We start from the raw sequence: 21,268 nt of genomic DNA on the forward strand, positions 1-21,268 counted from the left end.
GCGGAAGTCCTTTAGGGGCTTCTTTTTTGGTTTTGAAATTAATAGCTTAGAGTGGTTTGGACGCGCTATACATAATATTCTATAAGTTTTCCTTTAGTTGGGAGGTAAGTTCATGACAACCATGGGACTTTGCATTTTGTTATTATCTGCATTTATTCATGCGACATGGAACTATTTATCCAAAAAAGCTAATGGAGGAGTTCCGTTCATATGGCTGTTTACTGCGATTGCAACTGTTTTTTATACACCTTTAGCGATAGGAATTATTTTATATCAAAGGCCGCATATCGGCTTGATCCAAATTGTTTTTATTATTGCGAGCATTATCGCTCACTTAGGTTTTTTCCTTGTTCTTCAAAAAGGATACAAGATAGGGGACCTTTCCTTTGTTTATCCTATTGCAAGAGGTACAGGGCCTCTCATAACGTGCATATTAGCTGTTGTTATTTTTAACGAGAAGCCTACGGTATTTACCTTTATAGGGACATTTTTAATCTTGATCAGTATTCTGTTTTTTACCGGAGGAATAGATAAGCTTAAACAAACGAACTCTCTTGCACCAATACTTTACAGCTTAGCTGTCGGAGTCATTATTGCAGGCTATACCCTTTTGGATAAAGGAGCGGTCAGTAATTTTCTTATCCCGCCTTTATTATTAGATTTTTGTAATACAGTTGGCCGTTTAATCATATTAACGCCTTTTGCTGTTAAAAATTGGGGAGAGGTTACATTTGAATGGAAACATCATCGCCGGGAAGCTGCGGGAGTAGGGGTATTTAACTCCTTGGCATATATTTTAGCGTTGAGTGTCATGGTTTTTGCTCCCGTCAGTCATGTGGCCCCAATTCGAGAAATAAGTATTTTAATCGGAACAATTATGGGATCTGTCCTTCTTTCTGAGGGGTTTGGGAAGTTAAGAGTGATAGCTGCAACCTTTATGGTGCTGGGAGTCATTTCGGTTGCGATAGGTTAATTATTGAGTAAGAGCTGCCTTAAATGTCGAGCGGGTTAAGAAAGAAAATGCTTTTGGAACATTCCCGGGTTGATGTTGTGAGGAGAGGTTCTCCATTGTTTGCTGCGATATATTATAAAAATAAAAGAAGGGCTTCATTTTTTATGAGAGTAAATATTTTAAGGAGACAATTTGTGGTTGTGGAAAAGCTGGAAGGCCGGACGGTTTCATCCTTTATCGGCAGCCGCCTTCTGTGCTGCAAAGTCTTGGAGAGGGATTGGCAAGAATTCATTTGAACCAAAAAAGGTACGCCGGCAATCCATCGGGGACATTTCGAGTGGAGCTTTCCGATTTCCATCAGCATGTGATCACCGGTATGAAGCAAATCGTGTCCTCATTTTATGCTGATCATCATCAAATCGCAGCGACACTGCCTGATATCATTGGCGGGTTAAAAGAGCTGCCTGCTCCTGATTCTTCGTCTTTTGTATTAATCGACATAGATCCTTCACAGTTTCTTTCTGACGGCCGTACCATCACAGGGTTAGTGGATACCGAAGCTTATGTAATAGCACCTAGGGCATTTGATTTTATCGGTCTGGAGTACATTCTTGATGAAGCGTCAGCGGCTGAGTTTTCAATAGGATATGAGAAAGTTATGCCGCTTCCCGATTTAACATTCGTTCGGCTTCCGTATCGTTATTTATATCGTCTATTATCTGTCCAAGGCAGTGTGGATTTGGATGAATGGTTAGAGTATAAAACGCTGTTTTAATGGCTTGCTTTCAGAAACTGTGAAAATCTGTTTTGAAGCTTTTGACAAGATGAAAAAACAATTTCTTCCCTTCTTCTTGTTTTCAAAATTTGGAATTGATAAAATATGACATATAAAGACAAGCAGGGAGGGAAGCGGGTGAATCAAACCATACCATCTTCACATGTTGGTGTTAAGATTAATGAATGGTACAAGTTGATTCGTCAATTCAGTATTCCGGATGCTGAGATTTTGAAAGCAGAAGTCGAGCAGGAAATTCAGCAGATGGAAGAGGATCAGGATTTGCTGATCTATTATTCTCTTATGTGTTTTCGGCATCAAATGATGTTAGACTATTTGGAACCAGTTGATAAGTATTTACACCGGCCTACAACGACAGAGCTGTTAAAGAAAATCGAAACCTCACAGAAAAAACTATCCGGGATGCTCCACTATTATTCCTTCCTTTTTCGCGGCATGTATGAATTCAGTAAAAAAGAATATTTGAAAGCAATAGGATTCTATCGGGAAGCGGAACAGCAGCTGTTCCATATTACCGATGATATTGAACAAGCCGAATTTCATTTCAAATTGGCAGAAGCGTATTACGGGATGAAGCAGTCCCATGTCTCGATGCATCATGTGTCAAAGGCTTTAGAGATTTATAATCAATATGAGCTTTACAAAGTACGCAAAGTTCAGTGTTTATTTGTTATAGCGGGAAATTATGAGGACTTTAAATGCTATGACAAATGCTTGCCCCATCTGGAAAGAGCTTTAGAGCTCTCTAATGAGTTGCAAAATGCTAGATTGATTAGTTCCGCTTTGTATAACATAGGAAAGTGCTATGGTGAGATGGAGAACTTTGAGAAGGCAGAGAAATATATAGAAAAATCTGTGCGAATTTCAGATCAAGCTAAATTAAATAATCTCCCGCATTCTATGTTCACACTGGCCAAATATTTATTTAAACAGGGAAAAAGCAAATGCGCAGCAGAGGTAAGTAACAAAGGATTAGCAATTGCTTTGCAGCAAGGCGACGGACTGTTTGTATCATTACAACAGTATTTAAAAGCGCTTTATATTGATGCGATTGATCAGTCTGGCGTTAAAAACACAATTCAATATCTTGAAAAGCGAAAAAATTATTCTTATGTAGAGGATATTGCTCTAGATACAGCGACCGTTTTTGCAAAGGCAAATGAATTTGAACAGTCTCATTTTTATTATCAAAAAATGATAGAAACTCAAAATCAAATTCAAAGGGGAGAATGTCTTTATGAAATTTAAAAAGAGTGTTGCACTTGTTATTGCCGCTGTTATGTTGAGTGTGGGATTTGGTTTTAGTTCAATGAATAAGGCAGAACAGAGCTCTATTCATAATGATTCAGACCGAAATCAAACATAAAGAAAACGGTTTATACGAATTCAATTTTAAAATCCCCTCAAAGGGGATTTTTTTGTTGCCTTTCTGCTGTGTGTTTGTATTCTATAGGCGGATAGGAATTATGTTTGAAATAATAATCGATGCGGATGATTGGATTCCTTCTATTTCTAACCCCTTACACTCGAAACAACCAAACCGTTTGAGGTATAATGGATAAAGTGAATAACTATCATCCAGATTGATATATATGAAAGAGAGTGGAACATAATGGGCCGTAAGTGGAACAATATTAAAGAAAAGAAGGCGTCTAAGGACGCGAATACGAGTCGGGTTTATGCGAAGTTTGGCCGGGAGATTTATGTAGCCGCCAAGCAGGGGGAGCCGGATCCGGAATCAAATCAGGCGTTAAAAGTTGTGCTGGAGCGTGCGAAAACATACAGTGTGCCGAAAACGATTATTGACCGTGCGATTGAAAAAGCGAAGGGCGGTTCGGAGGAGAATTATGACGAGCTTCGTTATGAAGGCTTCGGGCCGAACGGGTCAATGGTGATTGTTGATGCGCTGACGAATAATGTGAACCGGACGGCGCCTGAGGTGCGTGCGGCATTTGGTAAAAACGGCGGGAACATGGGCGTGAGCGGTTCTGTCGCTTATATGTTTGATGCGACGGCTGTTATCGGCGTGGAAGGCAAAACGGCTGATGAAGCGCTTGAAATCCTGATGGAAGCGGATGTTGATGTCCGTGACATTTTGGAAGAAGAAGAAGCGGTGATTGTGTATGCGGAGCCTGACCAATTCCATGCTGTGCAGGAAGCGTTTAAGAATGCGGGCGTTACTGACTTCACCGTGGCGGAGCTGACCATGCTTGCGCAAAATGACATTACATTGCCGGAAGACGCACAAGTCCAATTCGAGAAATTAATTGATGTGTTAGAAGATTTAGAGGATGTTCAGCAGGTGTACCATAACGTAGACCTTGGTGAATAATAAGAAAGGCAGACCTGATCGGGACTGACCCATTTTTGAAACAGGGATCAAAACACCTTTATACAGCCAATTGCCGATCGTTTATCGGTGATTGGCTGTTTAGTTTCGTTTGAATACGAATTTGTTATCATCATGAATGTATTCTTTGACAGTGCGTTCGGCGATGCCGGTCGTCGTTCGATCAATGCTGTTAAGATAGAACGTTTCAGACTTTAGTGAGGAATGAAACGATTCGATGGAGGCATTATCAGCGGGCGTCCCTTTGCGGGACATACTCATGGTAATGCCTTTTGTTTTAACAGCTTCCTGATACTCGTAAGATGCATATACAGAACCTTGGTTACTTTGTAACACGGATTCCTCAAGCAGTGTTGGCAGCTGATTAAGTGTGTCTAAGACAAAGGCTGTGTCCTGCTTATCCCTGTATTCCCGGCTCTATGCCACCTAATCCATGTCTGAACCTGCGTCTTATTCTTGATATTCAACTCCTGCATGATCTCTTTTACAGGCACGCCTGCCAATCTCATTTCTACAGCCTTCTGTGTGGCCTCAACCGGATAACTCACTCTTGTCCCCATAGAAAAAAACACCTCCAAGTCTTTTCAAACTTGAAGGTTTTTTTTATTTGTCTCATCTTTGGGGGGCAGTCCCGAACATTGCAATGAATTTTTTATCCTTTTTCGGACTAAACGGTCTAATATCTTTTGGCCGTTTAGTCTTTTTTTGCAGAGCAGCTAAATCGAATAAGTCATAAATCCGGCATTTGGCTCATACATGTTAAAGTCATTGTTTTTTTGAGAAAGGAGGAGACAGTATGAAAGACGATCAAACGTTTACACCCATCAAATCCTACAAACCCTTTCACAGCCGCTTTGATCCCTGTCCGCCCATAGGGAAGAAATATTACAGAACACCGCCCAATCTCTATATGAATTACCAGCCTGTTCATTTGGAGCAGTTTTCACCGATGGAAGCATTAAGGAAAGGCACCCTTTGGAAGGATCTCTATGATTATTATGAAAATCCTTATCGAGGGGGAGACAAACATGGCAAAAAAGATTGACGAGGAGTACTACCGGTTGCTTGAACAGATTCAGGCGGCGGATTTTGTGCTTGTTGAGCTGAGCCTTTATCTTGATACACATTCTGATGATCATCAGGCTTTGCAGCAATTCAACCAATATTCCGGTTACTCAAGGCATTTAAAGAGAAAATTTGAAGCATCATACGGACCGCTCTTGCAGTATGGAAACAGCCCGGCCGGAGACGAGTGGGATTGGAATCAGGGGCCATGGCCGTGGCAAGTATAAGGAGGAATCATCAATGTGGGTGTATGAAAAAAAGCTGCAATATCCTGTAAAGGTCAGCACGTGCAATCCGACGCTGGCCAAATACTTAATCGAGCAATATGGCGGCGCGGACGGCGAACTGGCGGCGGCTCTTCGTTACTTAAACCAGCGCTACACCATACCTGACAAAGTGATCGGGCTGCTGACTGATATAGGGACCGAGGAGTTCGCCCATTTGGAGATGATTGCAACGATGGTGTATAAGCTGACGAAGGACGCGACCCCTGAGCAATTGCGTGAAGCCGGGCTTGGCGACCATTACGTCAATCATGACAGCGCGCTTTTTTATCACAATGCCGCCGGGGTTCCGTTTACCGCCAGTTACATTCAGGCAAAAGGCGATCCGATCGCGGACTTATACGAAGATATCGCAGCGGAGGAAAAAGCGCGGGCGACCTACCAATGGCTGATTGATATTTCTGATGATCCTGACTTGAACGATTCCCTCCGTTTTTTGCGTGAACGTGAAATCGTACACTCTATGCGATTCAGAGAAGCAGTTGAGATGCTCAAGGAAGAACGTGACAGGCAGAAACTTTTTTAAGTGCTGGGGCTAGGTACCAGTGCGTTTTTTTAGTGGGACGGCCTCTGGTTTGCGCTCTGTATGTCTTTTATGCCTGCCGCACTTTCATTTATAATAAAGGCGTGCTTGGATATAAGATGAAGGAGGCCTTTATGACATCTTTTAAAATCATTGAAACGGATGTAGACAGTTTCCATATTTGTGAAGCGAAGCGTGAGGATGCGAAAGAGGTGGAGGCGCTGCTTGTTCGCACTGCTGAATGGCTTCGTGAACAGGGATCAAGCCAATGGAGCGGATTATTGGAGGGGAAGGACACTCATAATATGCTTGGTTCCATTGCCGACGGACATGTTTTTCTCTTTAAGGAGGCGGAGGCATTGGCCGGGGTAGTGATGCTGCTGCCGCAGCCCAGTGAGTGGGACAGAGAGCTTTGGGGTGATCAGGGGCATGAGGAATCCATCTATCTGCACCGCTTGGCCGTAGACCGTCATTTTTCCGGCCGGAAGCTGGGAGAAACGATTTTATCATGGGCCGAGACGGGCGTTTTCTACCCGGGGAAAAGCCGGATTCGTCTCGACTGTGTGTCTGAGAATGGTGCGCTCAATGCGTTCTATCGCCGGATGGGGTATCAATTGATAGAGAGACGACATTCAAGCGGCTTTTGTACATATGAAAAAGTGATCTCGACAAGCTGAAGCATCCTGTTAGGGTGCTTTTTTGTTTTTCGTGCATATATTATAGGTATTGTATAATATTAACAAATGAAGGTAGAAGAAAGAGAGGTTTTCAGATTCATGGTATTTTTTTATTGTATTGGGATCGTTACCTTTTTTATTGTTGCTCTTTTATCAGTATGGTTTCGAAAAAAATATCCTCAGAAGATGTGGCCGGAATGGATGTTAATCTGCCTGTTTGCGCTCAGCTTCCTTACAGTCTTGTACAGTATTTTTGTTGTTGGCGGCTGGGAAGGCATGGGGCTCGGGCTTATCGGGATTTTTGTTTTCTTTGGAACGGTTGCCGGATATGCGGCTGAGCGGGTCTTGCGGCTGATGAAAAGCTGCCGGAAATAGGCTTTCAGATGAGAAAAGGTTCGCATCCTGAGATGAGCGAGCCTTTTATTTGTTGGGTGGGAACAGCAGGACTTTTTTTTCGGAAGCAGAAATATACTAACACAACATTGTAAGCGTTTTCTATATAAAGAAAGGTGATGACATGGTACACAGCTTAACAAATGGTCTTCATGGTTTTTGTGTTTGGGTGATGCGTCTGGCTTATCTGAATCTGCTTTGGCTTTTGTTTACACTTGCGGGGCTTGGGGTTGCCGGAGTGATGCCTGCAACGGCGGCGATGTTTACCGTGACGAGGGAGTGGGTGAAGGGCAATCCTGATGCGTCCGTGTTTTCTGTATTTCTGCGTGCATACAAAAAAGAGTGGGGGCGGTCGAATGCGGTTGGGCTGATACTCGGCCTGACGGGTGTGTTTCTTTATGCGGACGTACAGATTGCGGCGGGGATGAACCAGCCTCTCCTTGTGAATGTATTTATGAGCATCGGCTTGATATACGCGTTGATTCTTTTATATGTGTTTCCGGTGTATGTTCACTATGATGTGAAAATCAAAGAGGTGCTGAGCTTCAGTTTTCTGATTGCCTTCAGCAGGCCCGCGGTGACGCTTGGAATGGCGGTAAGCGCTGTCGGTGTGCTGTTTCTTGTGTTTTTCCATATGACGTTTCTGCTGTTTTTTAGCGGCAGCGTGCTCAGCTTTATCTTAACAAAGCTCGCTTTTAAGGCGTTTTCAGCAGTTGATCGCCATGCAAAAGAAAAGGCGGCGTGATGGGAAAACTCATTGGTTTTTACAGGCGGCTGAAAATCAAAGATAAGCTGTTTGTTTTTATTTTATTGATTATGGCGGTGTCATTTCTGTTTGTATACAGCGGAGTGCAGTATGCCTTTCATGTGTATGATGAACAGATTTACCGCAAGTCTTCTGATGTGCTGCGGATGTCTTCTAAAAGCATTGAAGACGAGTTGAAGAAGATTGAAGAAATGTCGTATGAGATCATGGCGGATGAACAGATTCAGGCGCATCTTCAACATGTACAGGATCATGATAGTGCTTATACTCAATACAAAATGAAAAGAGATTTGTGGGATAAGCTTGGGGAATATGCGGGAGAAGAAGCATACATCGAATCGATTCATTTGTACGATAAGAACGGTACTGAGTATGCGGCCGGCAGCAGTTCAGCCGATCTTGGGGAGAAGCAAAAAAGCGCCGTCTTTGAAAAAGCAAAAGCGAAGAAAGGAGCTAATCTGTGGCTGACACTTGGCGATTCACAGCCTCTTTTGATATCAGCCAGGCAAATTAGATCTTATCACCAGTTAAGCTTGGAGAATTTAGGCATGATCGTGATCCAGGTGAATTTGAAACAGATCATCCATGACCTGCCGAAGGATTGGGGCGACTCGGTCGGGGATATCGCCATTGCGGATCAGCGAAGCATCGTTTATTCAGAAAATTCCTCCGCCCTTATGAAAGATATCAAAAACCATATTCCCGCGCTTCCGGGTTATGAAATCAAGAAAGAGAATGGCAAGCGCTATTTTATCTCATCCCTTCCATCATCCTACCAAAACTGGAGCTATTACAATGTCATCCCATTTGACGATATGTTCGCGAAAATCACTTTTATGAAAACGGTGCTTGGGATTTTCTTTCTGTTGTTTTTCAGTATAGTACTGCTTCTTGGCAGAAGAATCGCCAACAGCATCACAGGGCCGATTGAACAGCTTGTCTCGGCCATGAAGGCGGTGCAATCCGGCGGTCTTGAGGCGGGAGCATCTTTGGCGCTGCCTGAGGATACCCAGGATGAGGCGGGCATGCTGAATCGTCATTTTACGATGATGATGAGGCGGATTAATGAGTTAATCGAAGAAAATGTCGAGAAACAATTGATTATTAAAGAAACGGAATGCAAAGCGCTTCAAGCTCAAATCAATCCCCACTTTTTATACAACACACTTGAGTCGATCAACTGGCTGGCAAAGGCTAACCAGCAGAAGCAAATATCAAAAATGGTGGAATCGCTCGGTTATTTGCTAAGGAACAGCATTAATATGAAAAAAGATACGGTCACGATTGAGGAGGAGGCAGAGATTGTTCTGCATTATATGACCATTCAGCGGTTTCGGTTTGAAGAGCGTTTGAACTTTACACTGGAAATTGATGAGGAGGTAAAGCATTGCCTGATCCCCAAGCTCTCCCTCCAGCCTCTTATGGAAAATGCGATTCAGTATGCGCTTGAGCCTTTTACCCGGCCATGCGCCATCCGGCTTCGTGCAAAACTGGAGGCGGGGCATGTGGTTTTGACTGTAGAAGACAACGGCCCGGGAATGGATAACCGCATTCTTGAAAAAACGGGCGGACGGGGGATCGGGCTTCAAAATATTCATGACCGGATCAGGCTGACATTTGGCGGCCAATATGGGCTGACCATACAAAGCGGGGAAGGAAAGGGCACAACAATCCTTATAAAAATACCATGTCAAAGGGGGATGGCGTGATGTATAAGGTTCTGCTGGCAGATGATGAAAGAATCATTCTTGACGGAATCGCCGGCATTATCGAATGGGATTCCATCGGAACCTCTTTAATCGGCAAAGCGCAAAACGGTCTGGACGCCTATGAATTTATTATGCGGTATAAGCCTGATATCGTCATCAGTGATATTAAAATGCCCGGCATGAACGGGCTTGAATTGATCGAAAAAGTTTCATCCGAATGTCCGTCTGTTCAATTTATATTGCTGTCGGGTTTCGGCGAATTTGAATATGCGAAGCAAGCCATGAAGTACGGCGTCAAGCACTATTTAGTGAAGCCTTGCAATGAACAGCAAATTATCAGTTCGCTGAAGGAGATCATTGCCGAATTCAAACAGAAAGAGCGGCGGGAGAAGGCGGCCGAGTGTTTGAAGGACGAGCTTGAACATATTCGGTCATACGCAGCCAATCAGTATTTGGAGGGCCTTTTAACAGGTGTGAAGAATCAAGCGCCTCCGCTTGCGGTGCAGGATAAGACAATCAATCTGATTCTCGTAAAAACAGACGCAGCCACAGAAAGTTATCAAACGGCTAAAGAGGCGTTCGGTTCTGATCTGACGGCTTTTTGCCATCTCGGGGATTATGCGATTTTGGCTGTAGAGGCACAAAGAAACGAAGAGGTTTTGGAAAAAAAGCTGGCGGTGTGTTTTGAGGGCTGCCAGCTGACTATCAGCCGTGCGGGTGAGCTCCGTCATGCAAAGGACCTGTTTGAGGAAATAACGGACGCTTACAGCGAGTCGAAGCATTCTGCCTTGATATCTAAAATGGTTAAGCTTGTGCGCGGTGAATTAAGCAATCCGCATCTTTCTCTCAAATGGGCGGCGAAGGAGATGCTTTATATGAATCCCGATTATCTCGGGAAATTATTTAAGCAGGAAACGGGCGAGAAATTTTCCGCTTACGTCACCAGAATCCGGGTTGAACATGCGATGAAGCGGATGAAAAGCCGCAAAGATGTGAGTGTCTCTGATATAGCGGAAGAGATTGGCTTTGGGGATAATCCGAAGTATTTCAGCCTTGTGTTTAAAAAATATACCGGCTTGACGCCGTCAAAATATCGTAAAAAACAGAGAGGCGCTTCTGTCAGATAGCCATCTCTGTTTTTTTAACTTTTCTCACTGTTTTTTGAGTGTTTCGCTTGACCAGGACGCTTTAAAATAAAATGTAAGCACTTACATAAAAGGGGGTATGGGGTTTGAAAAAGGCTGCTATCGTTTTTCTTACAGTTGTGTGCGCCTTTGTTTTCAGCGGATGCAGTTCAGCAGGTGAAGAGGCTTCAGGAAAAAAAGAAGACATTACACTCAGGATCGCTTGGTGGGGCGGCCAGCCGCGTCATGATTATACAACGAAGGTCATTGAACTGTATGAAAAAAAGAATCCGCATATCCATATTGAAGCGGAGTTTGCCAACTGGGATGATTATTGGAAAAAGCTTGCGCCGATGTCCGCAGCCGGCCAGCTTCCTGACGTGATTCAAATGGATACAGCTTATCTGTCCCAGTACGGAAAAAAGGGGCAGCTTGAGGATTTGACGCCATATACGAAGGACGGAACAATTGATATCAGTTCGATCAAACAAAATAAGATGTCGGGCGGCATGTTAGACGGAAAGCTGTACGGATTTACGCTTGGGGTTAACGTCCTGTCAGTCATCGCCAATGACGAACTTTTGAAGGAAACGGGCGTTGAGATTGACAGTGAAAACTGGACATGGAGCGATTATGAAAAACTGGCTTATCAGGTGCAGGAAAAAACAGGCGTGTACGGTTCAAACGGCATGCATCCGCCGGATATTTTCTTCCCTTATTATTTACGAACAAAGGGCGAGCGTTTTTATAAAGAGGACGGCACGGGCCTCGCCTATCAGGATGATCAGCTATTTGTTGATTATTTTGAACGGCAGGTGAGGCTTGTCAATCAGAAAACCTCTCCGACACCAGATGAAAGCGCGCAGATTAAAGGGATGGAAGATGATTTTATTGTGAAAAACAAGTCGGCGGCAACATGGAATTATTCCAACCAATATGCGGCATTTGCCCAGTTGACCGACGCCCCGCTTTCACTCTATCTGCCGCCTGAGCAAATGAAGGAAAAGGCGCTGACGCTGAAGCCGAGTATGCTGTTTTCAGTACCGAAAAGCTCAGAGCATAAAAAAGAGGCCGCGAAATTCATTGATTTCTTTATTAATAGTGAAGAAGCAAACCTTCTGATCAAAGGGGAGCGGGGCGTTCCGGTGTCCGACAAGGTGGCAGAAGCGATTAAACCGAAGCTGAATGAAGAGGAGACAAAAATCGTGGAGTATGTCGAAGCCGCTTCGAAAAACATCAGCAAGGCGGACCCGCCGGAGCCTGTGGGAAGCGCTGAGGTCATTAAGCTGTTAAAGGATACGTCAGATCAGATTCTCTACCAAAAAGTGACGCCTGAAAAAGCGGCGAAGACATTCAGAAAGCAAGCAAACGACATTTTAAAGAGAAATAATTAACGGGGAATGGGGATGACGGCCATGACGAAAAGCCGGAGTATCAGAAAAGACAATCTGGCGGGATACGCGTTTATTTCTCCGTTTATTATTGGGTTCTTATGTTTTACGGTGATTCCGATGGGCGCGTCTTTGTTTCTGTCGTTTACAAGCTATGACTTGTTTACGGCGCCGAAGTGGATTGGGCTTTCCAATTATAAAGAAATGTTCACAGGAGATGAAAAGTACTGGCAATCGCTGAAAGTCACCTTTACGTACGTGCTCGCCGGGGTTCCGCTCCGCCTCGGCTTCGCCCTCTTTATCGCCGTGATTTTAAACAACGCAGCGAAAGGGACGGCGGTGTACAGGACGCTCTTTTATCTGCCTTCGATCATCGGCGGAAGTGTTGCTGTTGCGATTATGTGGCGCAATATTTTCGGAAATGACGGGGTCATCAATGCGCTTCTGTTTTTTGTCGGTATTGATCAGAAAATTCTCTGGTATCAAGATCCGGCGAGCGCCTTATGGACGTTGATTCTGCTGTCCGTCTGGCAGTTCGGTTCCTCAATGCTGATCTTCTTAGCCGGGCTGAAGAATATTCCGCCTTCCTACTTGGAGGCGGCGAGTGTAGACGGGGCCAATCGGGTGCAGCGTTTTGTGAAAATCACGCTTCCCATGCTGACGCCGATTATTTTCTTTAACCTGGTGATGCAGACGATTTCTGCGTTTATGACCTTTACGCCAGCCTATATTATTTCAAAGGGCGAGGGCGGGCCGCTTGACGGGACGCTGCTGTATTCCCTGTATTTGTTCCAGCGGGCGTTTAACTATTTTCAAATGGGCTACGCTTCTGCTATGGCATGGGTCATGCTTCTCATTGTCGGGCTGATTACGCTCATTTTGTTCAAGACCTCTTCATATTGGGTGCATTACGAATCGAAGGAGGAATAACGGATGGAGCCGGTCAACCAGCCTGTCAAGAAAGCCCCGGCGGTGGGTCAAAGAAAAAAAACCGGGGGTATCAAGCCCAAACGCATATTGTTCCATGTTTTCACCGCTTCATTGGCGGTTGTATTGCTGTATCCCGTCATTTGGCTGTTTGTCAGCTCATTTAAGGAAAGCTCCAGTATCTTTTCAACTTCTCATTCTCTCATTCCAGACCCTTTTATTCTCAGAAATTATGCAGAGGGGTGGAAGGGAATCGCCGGCCAGCCGTTTCTGACTTTTATTAAAAACTCGGCCATTCTTGTCGGGCTGTCTACGATCGGCGCCGTTTTGTCATCCGCTGTCATTGCGTACGGATTTGCGCGGATTCCGTTTAAAGGAAAAGCTTTTTGGTTTGCGTGCATGATGGGCACGTTAATGCTGCCCCATGAAGTGCTGATGATTCCGCAATATATTATGTTCGCGAAGCTTGATTGGCTGAATTCGTTTAAACCGATTGTCGTTCCCCAATTTTTCGGGCATGCGTTTTTTATCTTTTTAATGATTCAATTTATCAGGACGATTCCGAAGGAGCTTGATGAAGCCGCCCGTATTGACGGGTGCGGGCGGTTCGCTTGTTTTTGGAGGATCATTCTGCCGCTCATTGCCCCGGCGCTTGCAACGTCAGCGATTTTTTCTTTCTATTGGAAATGGGAGGAACTGATCCAGCCGCTGCTTTATTTGAATAAACCGGAGCTGTATCCCGTTTCTCTCGCTTTGAAACTCTTCTTAGATACTGAAACGGCTTCAAACTGGGGGGCGATGTTTGCGATGTCCGCCGTCTCGTTATTGCCCGTCATACTCGTATTCTTTTTGTTTCAAAAATATATCGTCCAAGGCATCAGCACAAGCGGATTAAAATAAAAAGGAGTGGAATTCATGGCACAGCTTATGTTTGATGAAGAAAGGGTAACATCTGTCATCGACCGGATCGTCAAGCGGACGTTTCAGATGGATTTCGGCTGGGATTGGCCCGGGGGCGTAGCTTTTTATGGAGTGGCAGAAGCTTATGAAGCCACTGAAAATGAGGAATATATTCATCTCTTAAAAACGTGGGTGGATGAACAGCTTGAGGATGGGCTGCCGCCGCTTTCGATCAACGGGGTGTCCATCGGTCATACGCTGCTGTTTCTGCATCAGGTGACAGGGGATAATGTGTATCTCGAAACGGCGGGTGAGATGGCTGAATATGTTCTCCATAAAGCGCCGCGCTTTGGCGAAGGCATCCTTCAGCATACGGTCAACTCGGCGGATTATGTGTTTCCTGAGCAGGCGTGGGCGGATACGCTGATGATGGCGGGGCTGTTTATGCTGAGAATCGGCCGGGTGATGGAGAGGGAGGATTATTTTGAAGACGGCTTGCGCCAATTTCACGGACATGAAGACGTGTTGCAGGACCCGGTGACAAATCTTTACTATCATGCTTGGGACAATAAGGCGAAAAACCATCTGTCCGGAATTTTTTGGGGCAGGGCGAACGGCTGGGCTGCGCTGACGATGGCAAAAGCGCTGTCGCTTATCGAAGTGACACATCCGTCATTTATGATCATTGACGGATCGCTGAGGGACCAGCTGAGCGCGCTTGTCAGGCTTCAGGATGATTCAGGATTATGGCATACGATCGTAAATGATCCGGATTCTTATTTGGAGGTGTCGGCTTCTTCAGGTATTGCCTCCGCATTGTTATCAAGCGGAAAGTTATATACGAAATACATTCAAAAGTCGCTTGCGGCCATTCTTGATGCAGTGGAAGAGGACGGCCGGGTCGGCAGAGTATCCGCCGGAACGGCTGTCATGAAGGATGCCGGCGGGTATAAACAGGTGCCATATAAGAGAATTCAAGGGTGGGGGCAGGGCCTTGCGCTGACGTTTCTCGCTGATGTTCTCAAAACGAAAAAGCACGCTTATCAGTAAAAGACGGCAGCGGGGGGACAGAGATGAAAAAGCAGCCTCAAAGCAAAGAACGGGTTTCACGCTGGAAGGGATCATATTTTAAGAGAAACTTTGTTTTAATTTTGCTGATTGCATGTATTCCCGGATTGCTGACAGGCGGGGCCATTTACTTTTTATCCATCGCCAAGGTGGAAGATGAGCTGCAGCGTTCACATGAAGCGCAGGTGGTGCGTGAAGTGAACCGGATTGACGAGAAGCTGGAGGGGCTGGAACTGACGCTCACCCAGCTTGCTTTTGATTCAGCGCTTATGAACGGATTAACCGAAAAAGATGTAGAGAAAGATTTCAAGCTCTCCTATCAACTAACGAAAAGACTGTTTCTCCTGCGGGATCAGCAGCCCTTGATCGAGCAGGCTTCTGTCTTTTTGAACAGCCCCCGGCCCCTTTTGCTGAATCCCGAATACAGCCGGATCACAGAAGCGGAGGCGCTTCGTGAGTATCGATCGGTGTTAGCCTCAGACAGCAATATTTATTGGAAGGACACAGGCGGCAATTTTGGTTCATCTTCAAAAGCGATGCTTGTCCAGCTCATTCCGGGGTCAGCCGAAAAGACGTTTGGCGCTGTGATGCTGACAGTGAATCCAAAAGAGATGAAGGCTATGCTGCAAAGTCTGTCTCCTTATCCCGACGGGCGGGCGTTCCTCTTGAATCAAAAAAATGACGTCTTATTCCAAGCAGGGAAAAAGGGAGCGGCGGATTTTAAAAACGCTTTAATACATGAGGTGAAAAATCAGCAAAAGGCGGACGGGAATTTTCAAATGAAATGGGGCGGCACAGTTTACTCCGTCTCCTATGGACACATAAAGCGAATGCATCAGGAGTGGACATACGCATCAGCCGCTCCATTATCCTCTGTTACAGCTCCGATGGTTTTTTTATCAAAATTGATTATCGCAATGATCGTCATATGCCTTGGCTTGGCTCTGTTTATGACGTGGTACGCCTCTAAAAAAATTTATCACCCCGTTCAGCATCTGCTCAGCCTGTTTACAGGAGAAGAGAAAAAAGCGTGGAAAGCGGCTGAGCAGGATGAGTTCAAATGGCTCGAAAAAAGGTGGAATGATTTGTCTTCTGAAAGCCGGACGCTTCAGCAACGTATCTCTTTACAAACGCCTCAAATGAAAAAAAGCTTTTTACAGCAGCTCATCCAAGGCGATTTTTACTATCACACAGAAGAAAGCCTTAGGTCACGGATGGAAGACGCCGGGTGGGATATTAGAGATAAATTGTTTCACGTGCTGGATATTCAGATGACGGGGCTGGGGAGTCAGGAAAGCGAATTTTTCGCTGAAGATGAACATTTGGCCGCCTTTATGCTGGCCAACATAACGGAAGAGCTGGCAGCCTCCCGATTTCCCCATTTTTCATTAATTGATGTTGGACGGCTTTCATTAACGGTTCTTCTCGTACGGGAAAACGGGCCTTCTGTCCGGGATGATATCAGGCCGTTTGCTGGCGACCTGACAAAAGCTATCAATAGGGCGGCAGGATTAAAGGTAACCGGGACGATATCCAGGAAGGCCGGGTATGTGAAGGATATTCCCGCTTTGTATAAGGATGTGAAAATCGGCAAATCACACAGGCATTTCGCTAATCGCCATCAGATCATTGATTTGCATGACGAGAATCAGCTGGCACAACACCCTGCGCCGTATTATCCTTTTGAGCTTGAAAAACAGATTCTGCAGGCAATCCGGCTCGAGAGAAAAGAGGAGGCGGCACGGCTGGTCAGCTTATTTATTAATGAGCTGACAGAAAAAGCGGTCAAAGATATGCACGTCCACCCTGCGCTGGTTCAGCTGTTTTCCCGCATTCAAGAGGACATTCTGCATTCAGGGCTGTATCCGTCCGAATTGTTCCCAAATAGAGATATGCTTCGTGACATTTCTGAATTGCGCCACCCGGACCAGGCGGTCTCATGGCTGATGGAAACGGTAGTCAGCCCTTATTTGGCAAAGCTTGACGGCAGGAAAAACAGACAGCAGAAACAGCTGACTGAACATGTCATCGCGATGATTCATGATCAGTATATGGCTGATCTTTCTCTTGAGAGCTGTGCGGACGCTGCGGGTACCAATTCGTACACGTTAAGCAAAGCGTTTAAACAAGTGACGGGAACGAATTTTATTGATTATGTCACAGACATCAGAATTGAAAAGGCGAAAGAGCTGCTGGTCAGCACAAATAAAAAAATCCACGACGTTTCGGAAGAAGTCGGCTATCGGCACAGCTATTTTAACCGGATTTTTAAAAAGCAGGTGGGCATGCCGCCCGGTGTCTATCGGCAAATGTATCAGGAAACGTCATGAAGGGAGAGGGATGAACGATGGAAAAGCAGATTCAAGTGTTTTTAGCGGGAGATTCCACAGTGAGCGATTGTCCGCCGCATGAAGCGCCGATGGCAGGCTGGGGGCAGGTCTTGGGCCGATTGTTTTCTCAGGAGGTAAAGGTGCAAAATCATGCGAAAGGAGGCGCGAGTACGAATTCTTTTGTTGAGGAAGGCAGGCTGCAAGCGATTGCTGAGAAGATTTCACTGGGAGATTACTTGCTCGTTCAATTCGGCCACAATGACCAGAAGCCGCGGGGCACAGAGCCGTATTCCACGTATCAGCAATACCTCAGGCAATTTGCGGAAACAGCGCGCGGCAAAGGGGCAGTGCCTGTTTTTGTTACCTCAGTCCAGCGCCGCCGATTTGATGCGGACGGGCGAATCGAGCATACATTGGGCGAGTATCCGGAAGCAATGAGAGCTTTGGCGAGTGAATTAGATGTGCCGGTCATTGATCTGTTATTGAAAACAAAAGCACTTTATGAAGCATATGGAGTTGAAGAGTCAAAGCGTTTGTTCGTCTGGTTTGAGCCGAATGAACACCCGAATTATCCTGAGGGCATTCAGGATAATACGCATTTTTCGGAAGAAGGGGCCTTAGAGGTGGCAAAGCTTGTCGCAGAAGGCATCGCCGAATGTAAGCTTACGCTGAGCCGCCACCTTTTGAGGATGGAGGAAAACAGCGATGTATAAGGAAGGTGTTTGTCTGTACCGGAATCCTTTACGCACACCTGAGGATGTAAAAGACTGGCGGATGGAGGGCGGCGGAAGGCGTTCTTTTGAAAACGGCTCGTTGAATCTGTCACATGAAGACGACGGAGCGCATTTTGTTTTATGGTGTCCGGAAACATTTCCCGACGGCATCGTTGTGACATGGAACTTTTACCCGATCGAACAGCCCGGCCTTTGTATGCTGTTTTTTGCGGCAGCGGGAGATAAAGGAGAGGACCTCTTTGACAGCGGTTTGAACAAAAGAACAGGAAGCTATCAAGAGTACCATTCCGGTGACATTAACGCGCTGCACTTGTCTTACTTCCGCAGAAAGTATGCGGAAGAAAGAGCGTTTCGCACCTGCAATTTAAGAAAAAGCCGGGGCTTCCATCTCGTCGCCATGGGAGCCGATCCGCTGCCTTCGCCGGAGGATGCCGATTCTTCATATTGCATGAAGCTTGTCAAAGTGAAGGATTACGTACATTTTTCAATCAACGGCCTTACCGTTCTCGAATGGCGGGATGACGGCAAAACGTACGGCCCTCTCTTACACGGCGGGAAAATCGGGCTGCGGCAGATGGCGCCAATGAAAGCCGCTTATCATGATCTATCTGTGCATCAAGCGGTGAGAAGGTGAAGACAAATGTGGCGGATGCTCTTTATGCAGGCTGCGAGGCTGTTGTGAAAATCGCTTGGCTGAACGGCTTGTGGCTTTTGTTTACACTGGCGGGCGGTATTGTTTTTGGATGGGCGCCGAGCACAGCCGCCATGTTTGCCGTGATCCGAAAATGGCTGATGGGGCAAAAGGATGTGCCGGTTTTTGCGGCCTTTCTTGGCGCGTATAAAAAAGAATTTCTAAAAGTAAATGTGATTGGTTTGACATTTATGGCGCTGTTATTTATTTTGGCTGCCAATTATCATTATTTTTCACAGAGTGCAGACTGGCTGTCGTTTGTGATTACAAGCTGTACATTAATCGCCGGTCTCATTTATATGGTGGCGCTGATGTATGTCTTTCCCCTCTATGTTCATTACGAGCTGCCTTTATTGAAATATTTGTTCCAAGCCGTTTTGTTCGGCGTCATGCGTCCGCTAACCACGGCCTGCATGCTTTTAGGGAGTGCGTTTGTCCTTTATTTGTTATATACGCTTCCGGGGTTGATCCCCTTTTACGGTCCCAGTTTATTCGGACTTGTGCTGATGTTTTTTGCTTATCGGGGGTTTGTAAAGACGGAAGCGCAGCACCATCAGGCTCCATAAACAAAAAAGTGATAAAAACGCAAAAAAGTTCAGTCCCTCAATACCTCTTTTGCAAAAAAGTGCAATTGATGGCAGCGCGCCCAGCGCATACAATCCAATTTGGGTAAGCGTTTACAACAAATGGGAAGGGGCTGTCTGATGAGTATGCAAAAGAAAAGCATGTTGTCCATTTTCACTGTATTGACACTGTTATTGATGATCGGTGCGTCAGTATTTCCGGCTAAGGCCGAGGGGGCGGCAAGACAGCTGGAGGCTTTAAACCGAGGGCTTGTGGCTGTAAAGACAGAGAGCGGAGTATTTATCAGTTGGAGGCTTCTGGGCACAGAGAATGCTTCTGTTTCGTTCAATGTGTACAGAAACGGGCAGAAACTGAACGCTTCACCCATTGCCTCAAGCACAAATTATTTGGATAAAGGCGGTTCAACGAGCGCTGTTTACCAGGTGAAAGCCGTTGTAAACGGAACCGAGCAGGCAGCGTCTGAAAAAGCGGCGGTGTGGGGAAAGCAGTATCATTCTGTTCCGCTGAGAAAGCCGGCCGGCGGCCAGACGCCAAAAGGCGAATCGTACACTTACAGCGCCAATGATGCAAGTGCAGGTGATGTGGATGGGGACGGAGAATACGAGCTGATTCTCAAGTGGGACCCATCCAATTCAAAAGACAATTCTCAGGACGGATTTACCGGAGAAGTTTTCATTGACGCATATAAGCTTGACGGGACATTGCTGTGGCGGATCGGGCTTGGAAAAAACATCAGAGCGGGCGCGCATTATACTCAATTTATGGTATATGACCTGGATGGTGACGGTAAAGCGGAAGTGGCTATGAAGACAGCAGACGGAACGAAGGACGGGACAGGAAAAGTGATTGGCGATGCAAATGCCGACTATCGCAATGAGCAAGGGCGCATTCTTTCCGGGCCGGAATATGTAACCGTGTTCAAAGGGGATACGGGAAAAGAGCTTGTCACTGCGAAATTTGAACCGGCGAGAGGGAATGTTTCCGATTGGGGCGACAGTTACGGAAACAGAGTCGATCGTTTTCTGGCTGGAGTAGCGTACCTCGACGGACAAAGGCCGAGCCTGATTATGACGAGAGGATATTATGCGAAAACGATGCTTGTCGCTTATAACTTCAGAGACGGAAAGCTGTCAAAACTTTGGACTTTTGATTCAACAAAGTCGGGAAATGAAACGTTTGCCGGGCAGGGCAACCACAATCTAAGCATAGCGGATGTCGACAATGATGGAAAAGATGAAATCATTTATGGCTCAATGGCTGTCGATCATGACGGAAAAGGGCTGTATTCCACAGGACTTGGGCACGGGGACGCGCTGCATACGGGCGATCTCGATCCAAGCCGTCCGGGCCTTGAAGTGTTTCAGGTTCATGAAGATAAAAACTCTCCTTATGGCTTATCCTTCCGAGACGCGGCAACAGGGAAAATCATATGGGGGGTTCATGCCGGCAAAGATGTAGGCCGGGGGATGGCCGCCGATATTGATCCGCGCTATCCGGGACAGGAGGTATGGGCAAACGGTTCGCTTTACACGGCAAAAGGCGTGAAGATCGGAAGCACTGTTCCTTCATCGACCAACTTCGGGATCTGGTGGGACGGAGATCTCCTGCGAGAACAGCTTGACAGTAACAGGATAGATAAATGGGATTACCAAAATGGCGTATCAAAAACATTGTTAACAGCCGTGGGCGCCGCTTCCAATAATTCCACAAAAGCGACACCGAGTCTTCAGGCGGATTTGCTTGGCGACTGGAGGGAGGAAGCTGTATGGCGGAATGAAGACAGCAGCGAACTTCGGATATATACAACGACAGATATCACGGAGCACCGTGTGTATACACTGATGCATGATTCCGTTTACCGTCTCGGAATCGCTTGGCAGAATGTCGCCTACAATCAGCCGCCTCATACAAGCTTCTTTTTAGGAAACGGGATGGCTTCACCGGAAAAGCCAAACATGTACACGCCCTAAAGCGGAATGAAAGGGGGGAAGGAACGGGCGTTT

General features: G+C 46.0%; 22 protein-coding genes and 2 pseudogenes. 22 read left to right on the forward strand and 2 right to left on the reverse strand.

Features of this window, described 5'->3' with window-relative positions; all coding sequences use genetic code 11:
* Positions 1–112 precede the first annotated feature (112 nt).
* The 5 genes from AAHT65_RS10665 (at position 113) to AAHT65_RS10685 (ending at position 4,080) form a co-directional block, all read left to right on the forward strand.
* A complete protein-coding gene (locus tag AAHT65_RS10665; RefSeq protein WP_003328417.1) occupies positions 113–973 on the forward strand; it encodes a DMT family transporter in 861 nt (286 codons plus the stop codon).
* Positions 974–1,229: 256 nt separating this feature from the next.
* Positions 1,230–1,727 carry a nitrate reductase gene (locus AAHT65_RS10670; RefSeq protein ID WP_343311484.1) on the forward strand — a complete coding sequence of 166 codons (498 nt, stop codon included), beginning with the start codon at positions 1,230–1,232 and terminating at the stop codon, positions 1,725–1,727.
* Between the two features lie 138 nt (positions 1,728–1,865).
* Complete coding sequence (locus AAHT65_RS10675) at positions 1,866–2,996, forward strand: tetratricopeptide repeat protein (RefSeq protein WP_343311485.1); 1,131 nt, start codon at positions 1,866–1,868, stop codon at positions 2,994–2,996.
* On the forward strand, positions 2,986–3,114 hold the full coding sequence (locus AAHT65_RS10680; RefSeq protein ID WP_343311486.1) for a hypothetical protein: 129 nt from the start codon (positions 2,986–2,988) through the stop codon (positions 3,112–3,114). Before AAHT65_RS10675 ends, AAHT65_RS10680 begins: the two co-directional genes overlap by 11 nt.
* Before the next feature lie 246 nt (positions 3,115–3,360).
* Positions 3,361–4,080 (forward strand): YebC/PmpR family DNA-binding transcriptional regulator, encoded by a 720-nt coding sequence (locus tag AAHT65_RS10685; protein WP_010787864.1) that lies wholly within the window; start codon positions 3,361–3,363, stop codon positions 4,078–4,080.
* Positions 4,081–4,138: 58 nt separating this feature from the next.
* Here AAHT65_RS10685 and AAHT65_RS10690 read toward each other — a convergent pair.
* Both AAHT65_RS10690 and AAHT65_RS21630 read right to left on the reverse strand, forming a co-directional pair.
* A pseudogene (locus AAHT65_RS10690) lies at positions 4,139–4,497 on the reverse strand (transposase); the annotation flags it as partial.
* A complete protein-coding gene (locus AAHT65_RS21630; protein ID WP_425524852.1) occupies positions 4,473–4,658 on the reverse strand; it encodes a helix-turn-helix domain-containing protein in 186 nt (61 codons plus the stop codon). The pseudogene AAHT65_RS10690 and the gene AAHT65_RS21630, both read right to left, overlap by 25 nt.
* 236 nt (positions 4,659–4,894) lie before the next feature.
* Here AAHT65_RS21630 and cotJA point away from each other — a divergent pair, with 236 nt between their 5' ends.
* From cotJA to AAHT65_RS10775, 17 genes and pseudogenes are all read left to right on the forward strand, one after another.
* Positions 4,895–5,143, forward strand: a complete 249-nt coding sequence (gene cotJA, locus AAHT65_RS10695; protein ID WP_010787867.1) for a spore coat-associated protein CotJA — start codon at positions 4,895–4,897, stop codon at positions 5,141–5,143.
* A complete protein-coding gene (gene cotJB / locus AAHT65_RS10700) occupies positions 5,127–5,390 on the forward strand; it encodes a spore coat protein CotJB (RefSeq protein WP_010787868.1) in 264 nt (87 codons plus the stop codon). Before cotJA ends, cotJB begins: the two co-directional genes overlap by 17 nt.
* Positions 5,391–5,403: 13 nt before the next feature.
* A complete protein-coding gene (gene cotJC, locus AAHT65_RS10705; protein WP_003328404.1) occupies positions 5,404–5,973 on the forward strand; it encodes a spore coat protein CotJC in 570 nt (189 codons plus the stop codon).
* Between the two features lie 131 nt (positions 5,974–6,104).
* Complete coding sequence (locus tag AAHT65_RS10710; RefSeq protein ID WP_258728772.1) at positions 6,105–6,647, forward strand: GNAT family N-acetyltransferase; 543 nt, start codon at positions 6,105–6,107, stop codon at positions 6,645–6,647.
* 99 nt (positions 6,648–6,746) lie between these two features.
* A complete protein-coding gene (locus AAHT65_RS10715) occupies positions 6,747–7,022 on the forward strand; it encodes a YesK-like family protein (protein WP_088116689.1) in 276 nt (91 codons plus the stop codon).
* 142 nt (positions 7,023–7,164) lie between these two features.
* Positions 7,165–7,785, forward strand: a complete 621-nt coding sequence (locus AAHT65_RS10720) for a YesL family protein (RefSeq protein ID WP_277714409.1) — start codon at positions 7,165–7,167, stop codon at positions 7,783–7,785.
* Positions 7,785–9,515, forward strand: coding sequence for a sensor histidine kinase (locus AAHT65_RS10725; protein ID WP_343311487.1), 1,731 nt, complete (start codon positions 7,785–7,787; stop codon positions 9,513–9,515). The genes AAHT65_RS10720 and AAHT65_RS10725 overlap by 1 nt, the downstream gene beginning before the upstream one ends.
* Entirely contained in the window at positions 9,515–10,642 is a 1,128-nt protein-coding gene (locus AAHT65_RS10730) for a response regulator transcription factor (protein ID WP_343311488.1), read from the forward strand. The genes AAHT65_RS10725 and AAHT65_RS10730 overlap by 1 nt, the downstream gene beginning before the upstream one ends.
* 104 nt (positions 10,643–10,746) lie before the next feature.
* Positions 10,747–12,033, forward strand: a complete 1,287-nt coding sequence (locus tag AAHT65_RS10735) for an ABC transporter substrate-binding protein (protein WP_343311489.1) — start codon at positions 10,747–10,749, stop codon at positions 12,031–12,033.
* Positions 12,030–12,960, forward strand: a pseudogene (locus AAHT65_RS10740) (carbohydrate ABC transporter permease); the annotation flags it as partial. The gene AAHT65_RS10735 and the pseudogene AAHT65_RS10740, both read left to right, overlap by 4 nt.
* Positions 12,961–12,963: 3 nt before the next feature.
* On the forward strand, positions 12,964–13,857 hold the full coding sequence (locus AAHT65_RS10745; RefSeq protein WP_343311490.1) for a carbohydrate ABC transporter permease: 894 nt from the start codon (positions 12,964–12,966) through the stop codon (positions 13,855–13,857).
* Between the two features lie 15 nt (positions 13,858–13,872).
* The gene (locus tag AAHT65_RS10750) at positions 13,873–14,907 is read left to right on the forward strand and encodes a glycoside hydrolase family 88/105 protein (protein ID WP_258728777.1); all 1,035 of its coding nucleotides are present in this window, start codon (positions 13,873–13,875) and stop codon (positions 14,905–14,907) included.
* Between the two features lie 23 nt (positions 14,908–14,930).
* Positions 14,931–17,255, forward strand: a complete 2,325-nt coding sequence (locus AAHT65_RS10755; protein ID WP_343311491.1) for an AraC family transcriptional regulator — start codon at positions 14,931–14,933, stop codon at positions 17,253–17,255.
* Between the two features lie 17 nt (positions 17,256–17,272).
* Complete coding sequence (locus AAHT65_RS10760) at positions 17,273–17,968, forward strand: rhamnogalacturonan acetylesterase (RefSeq protein ID WP_088116698.1); 696 nt, start codon at positions 17,273–17,275, stop codon at positions 17,966–17,968.
* Entirely contained in the window at positions 17,961–18,623 is a 663-nt protein-coding gene (locus tag AAHT65_RS10765) for a DUF1961 family protein (RefSeq protein ID WP_088116699.1), read from the forward strand. Before AAHT65_RS10760 ends, AAHT65_RS10765 begins: the two co-directional genes overlap by 8 nt.
* Complete coding sequence (locus AAHT65_RS10770; RefSeq protein ID WP_088116700.1) at positions 18,620–19,246, forward strand: YesL family protein; 627 nt, start codon at positions 18,620–18,622, stop codon at positions 19,244–19,246. Before AAHT65_RS10765 ends, AAHT65_RS10770 begins: the two co-directional genes overlap by 4 nt.
* A gap of 120 nt (positions 19,247–19,366) precedes the next feature.
* Entirely contained in the window at positions 19,367–21,235 is a 1,869-nt protein-coding gene (locus AAHT65_RS10775; RefSeq protein WP_343311531.1) for a rhamnogalacturonan lyase, read from the forward strand.
* Positions 21,236–21,268: the final 33 nt, after the last annotated feature.

The organism is Bacillus atrophaeus, assembly GCF_039519175.1.
In the GTDB taxonomy this organism is placed as follows: Bacteria; Bacillota; Bacilli; order Bacillales; family Bacillaceae; genus Bacillus; species Bacillus atrophaeus.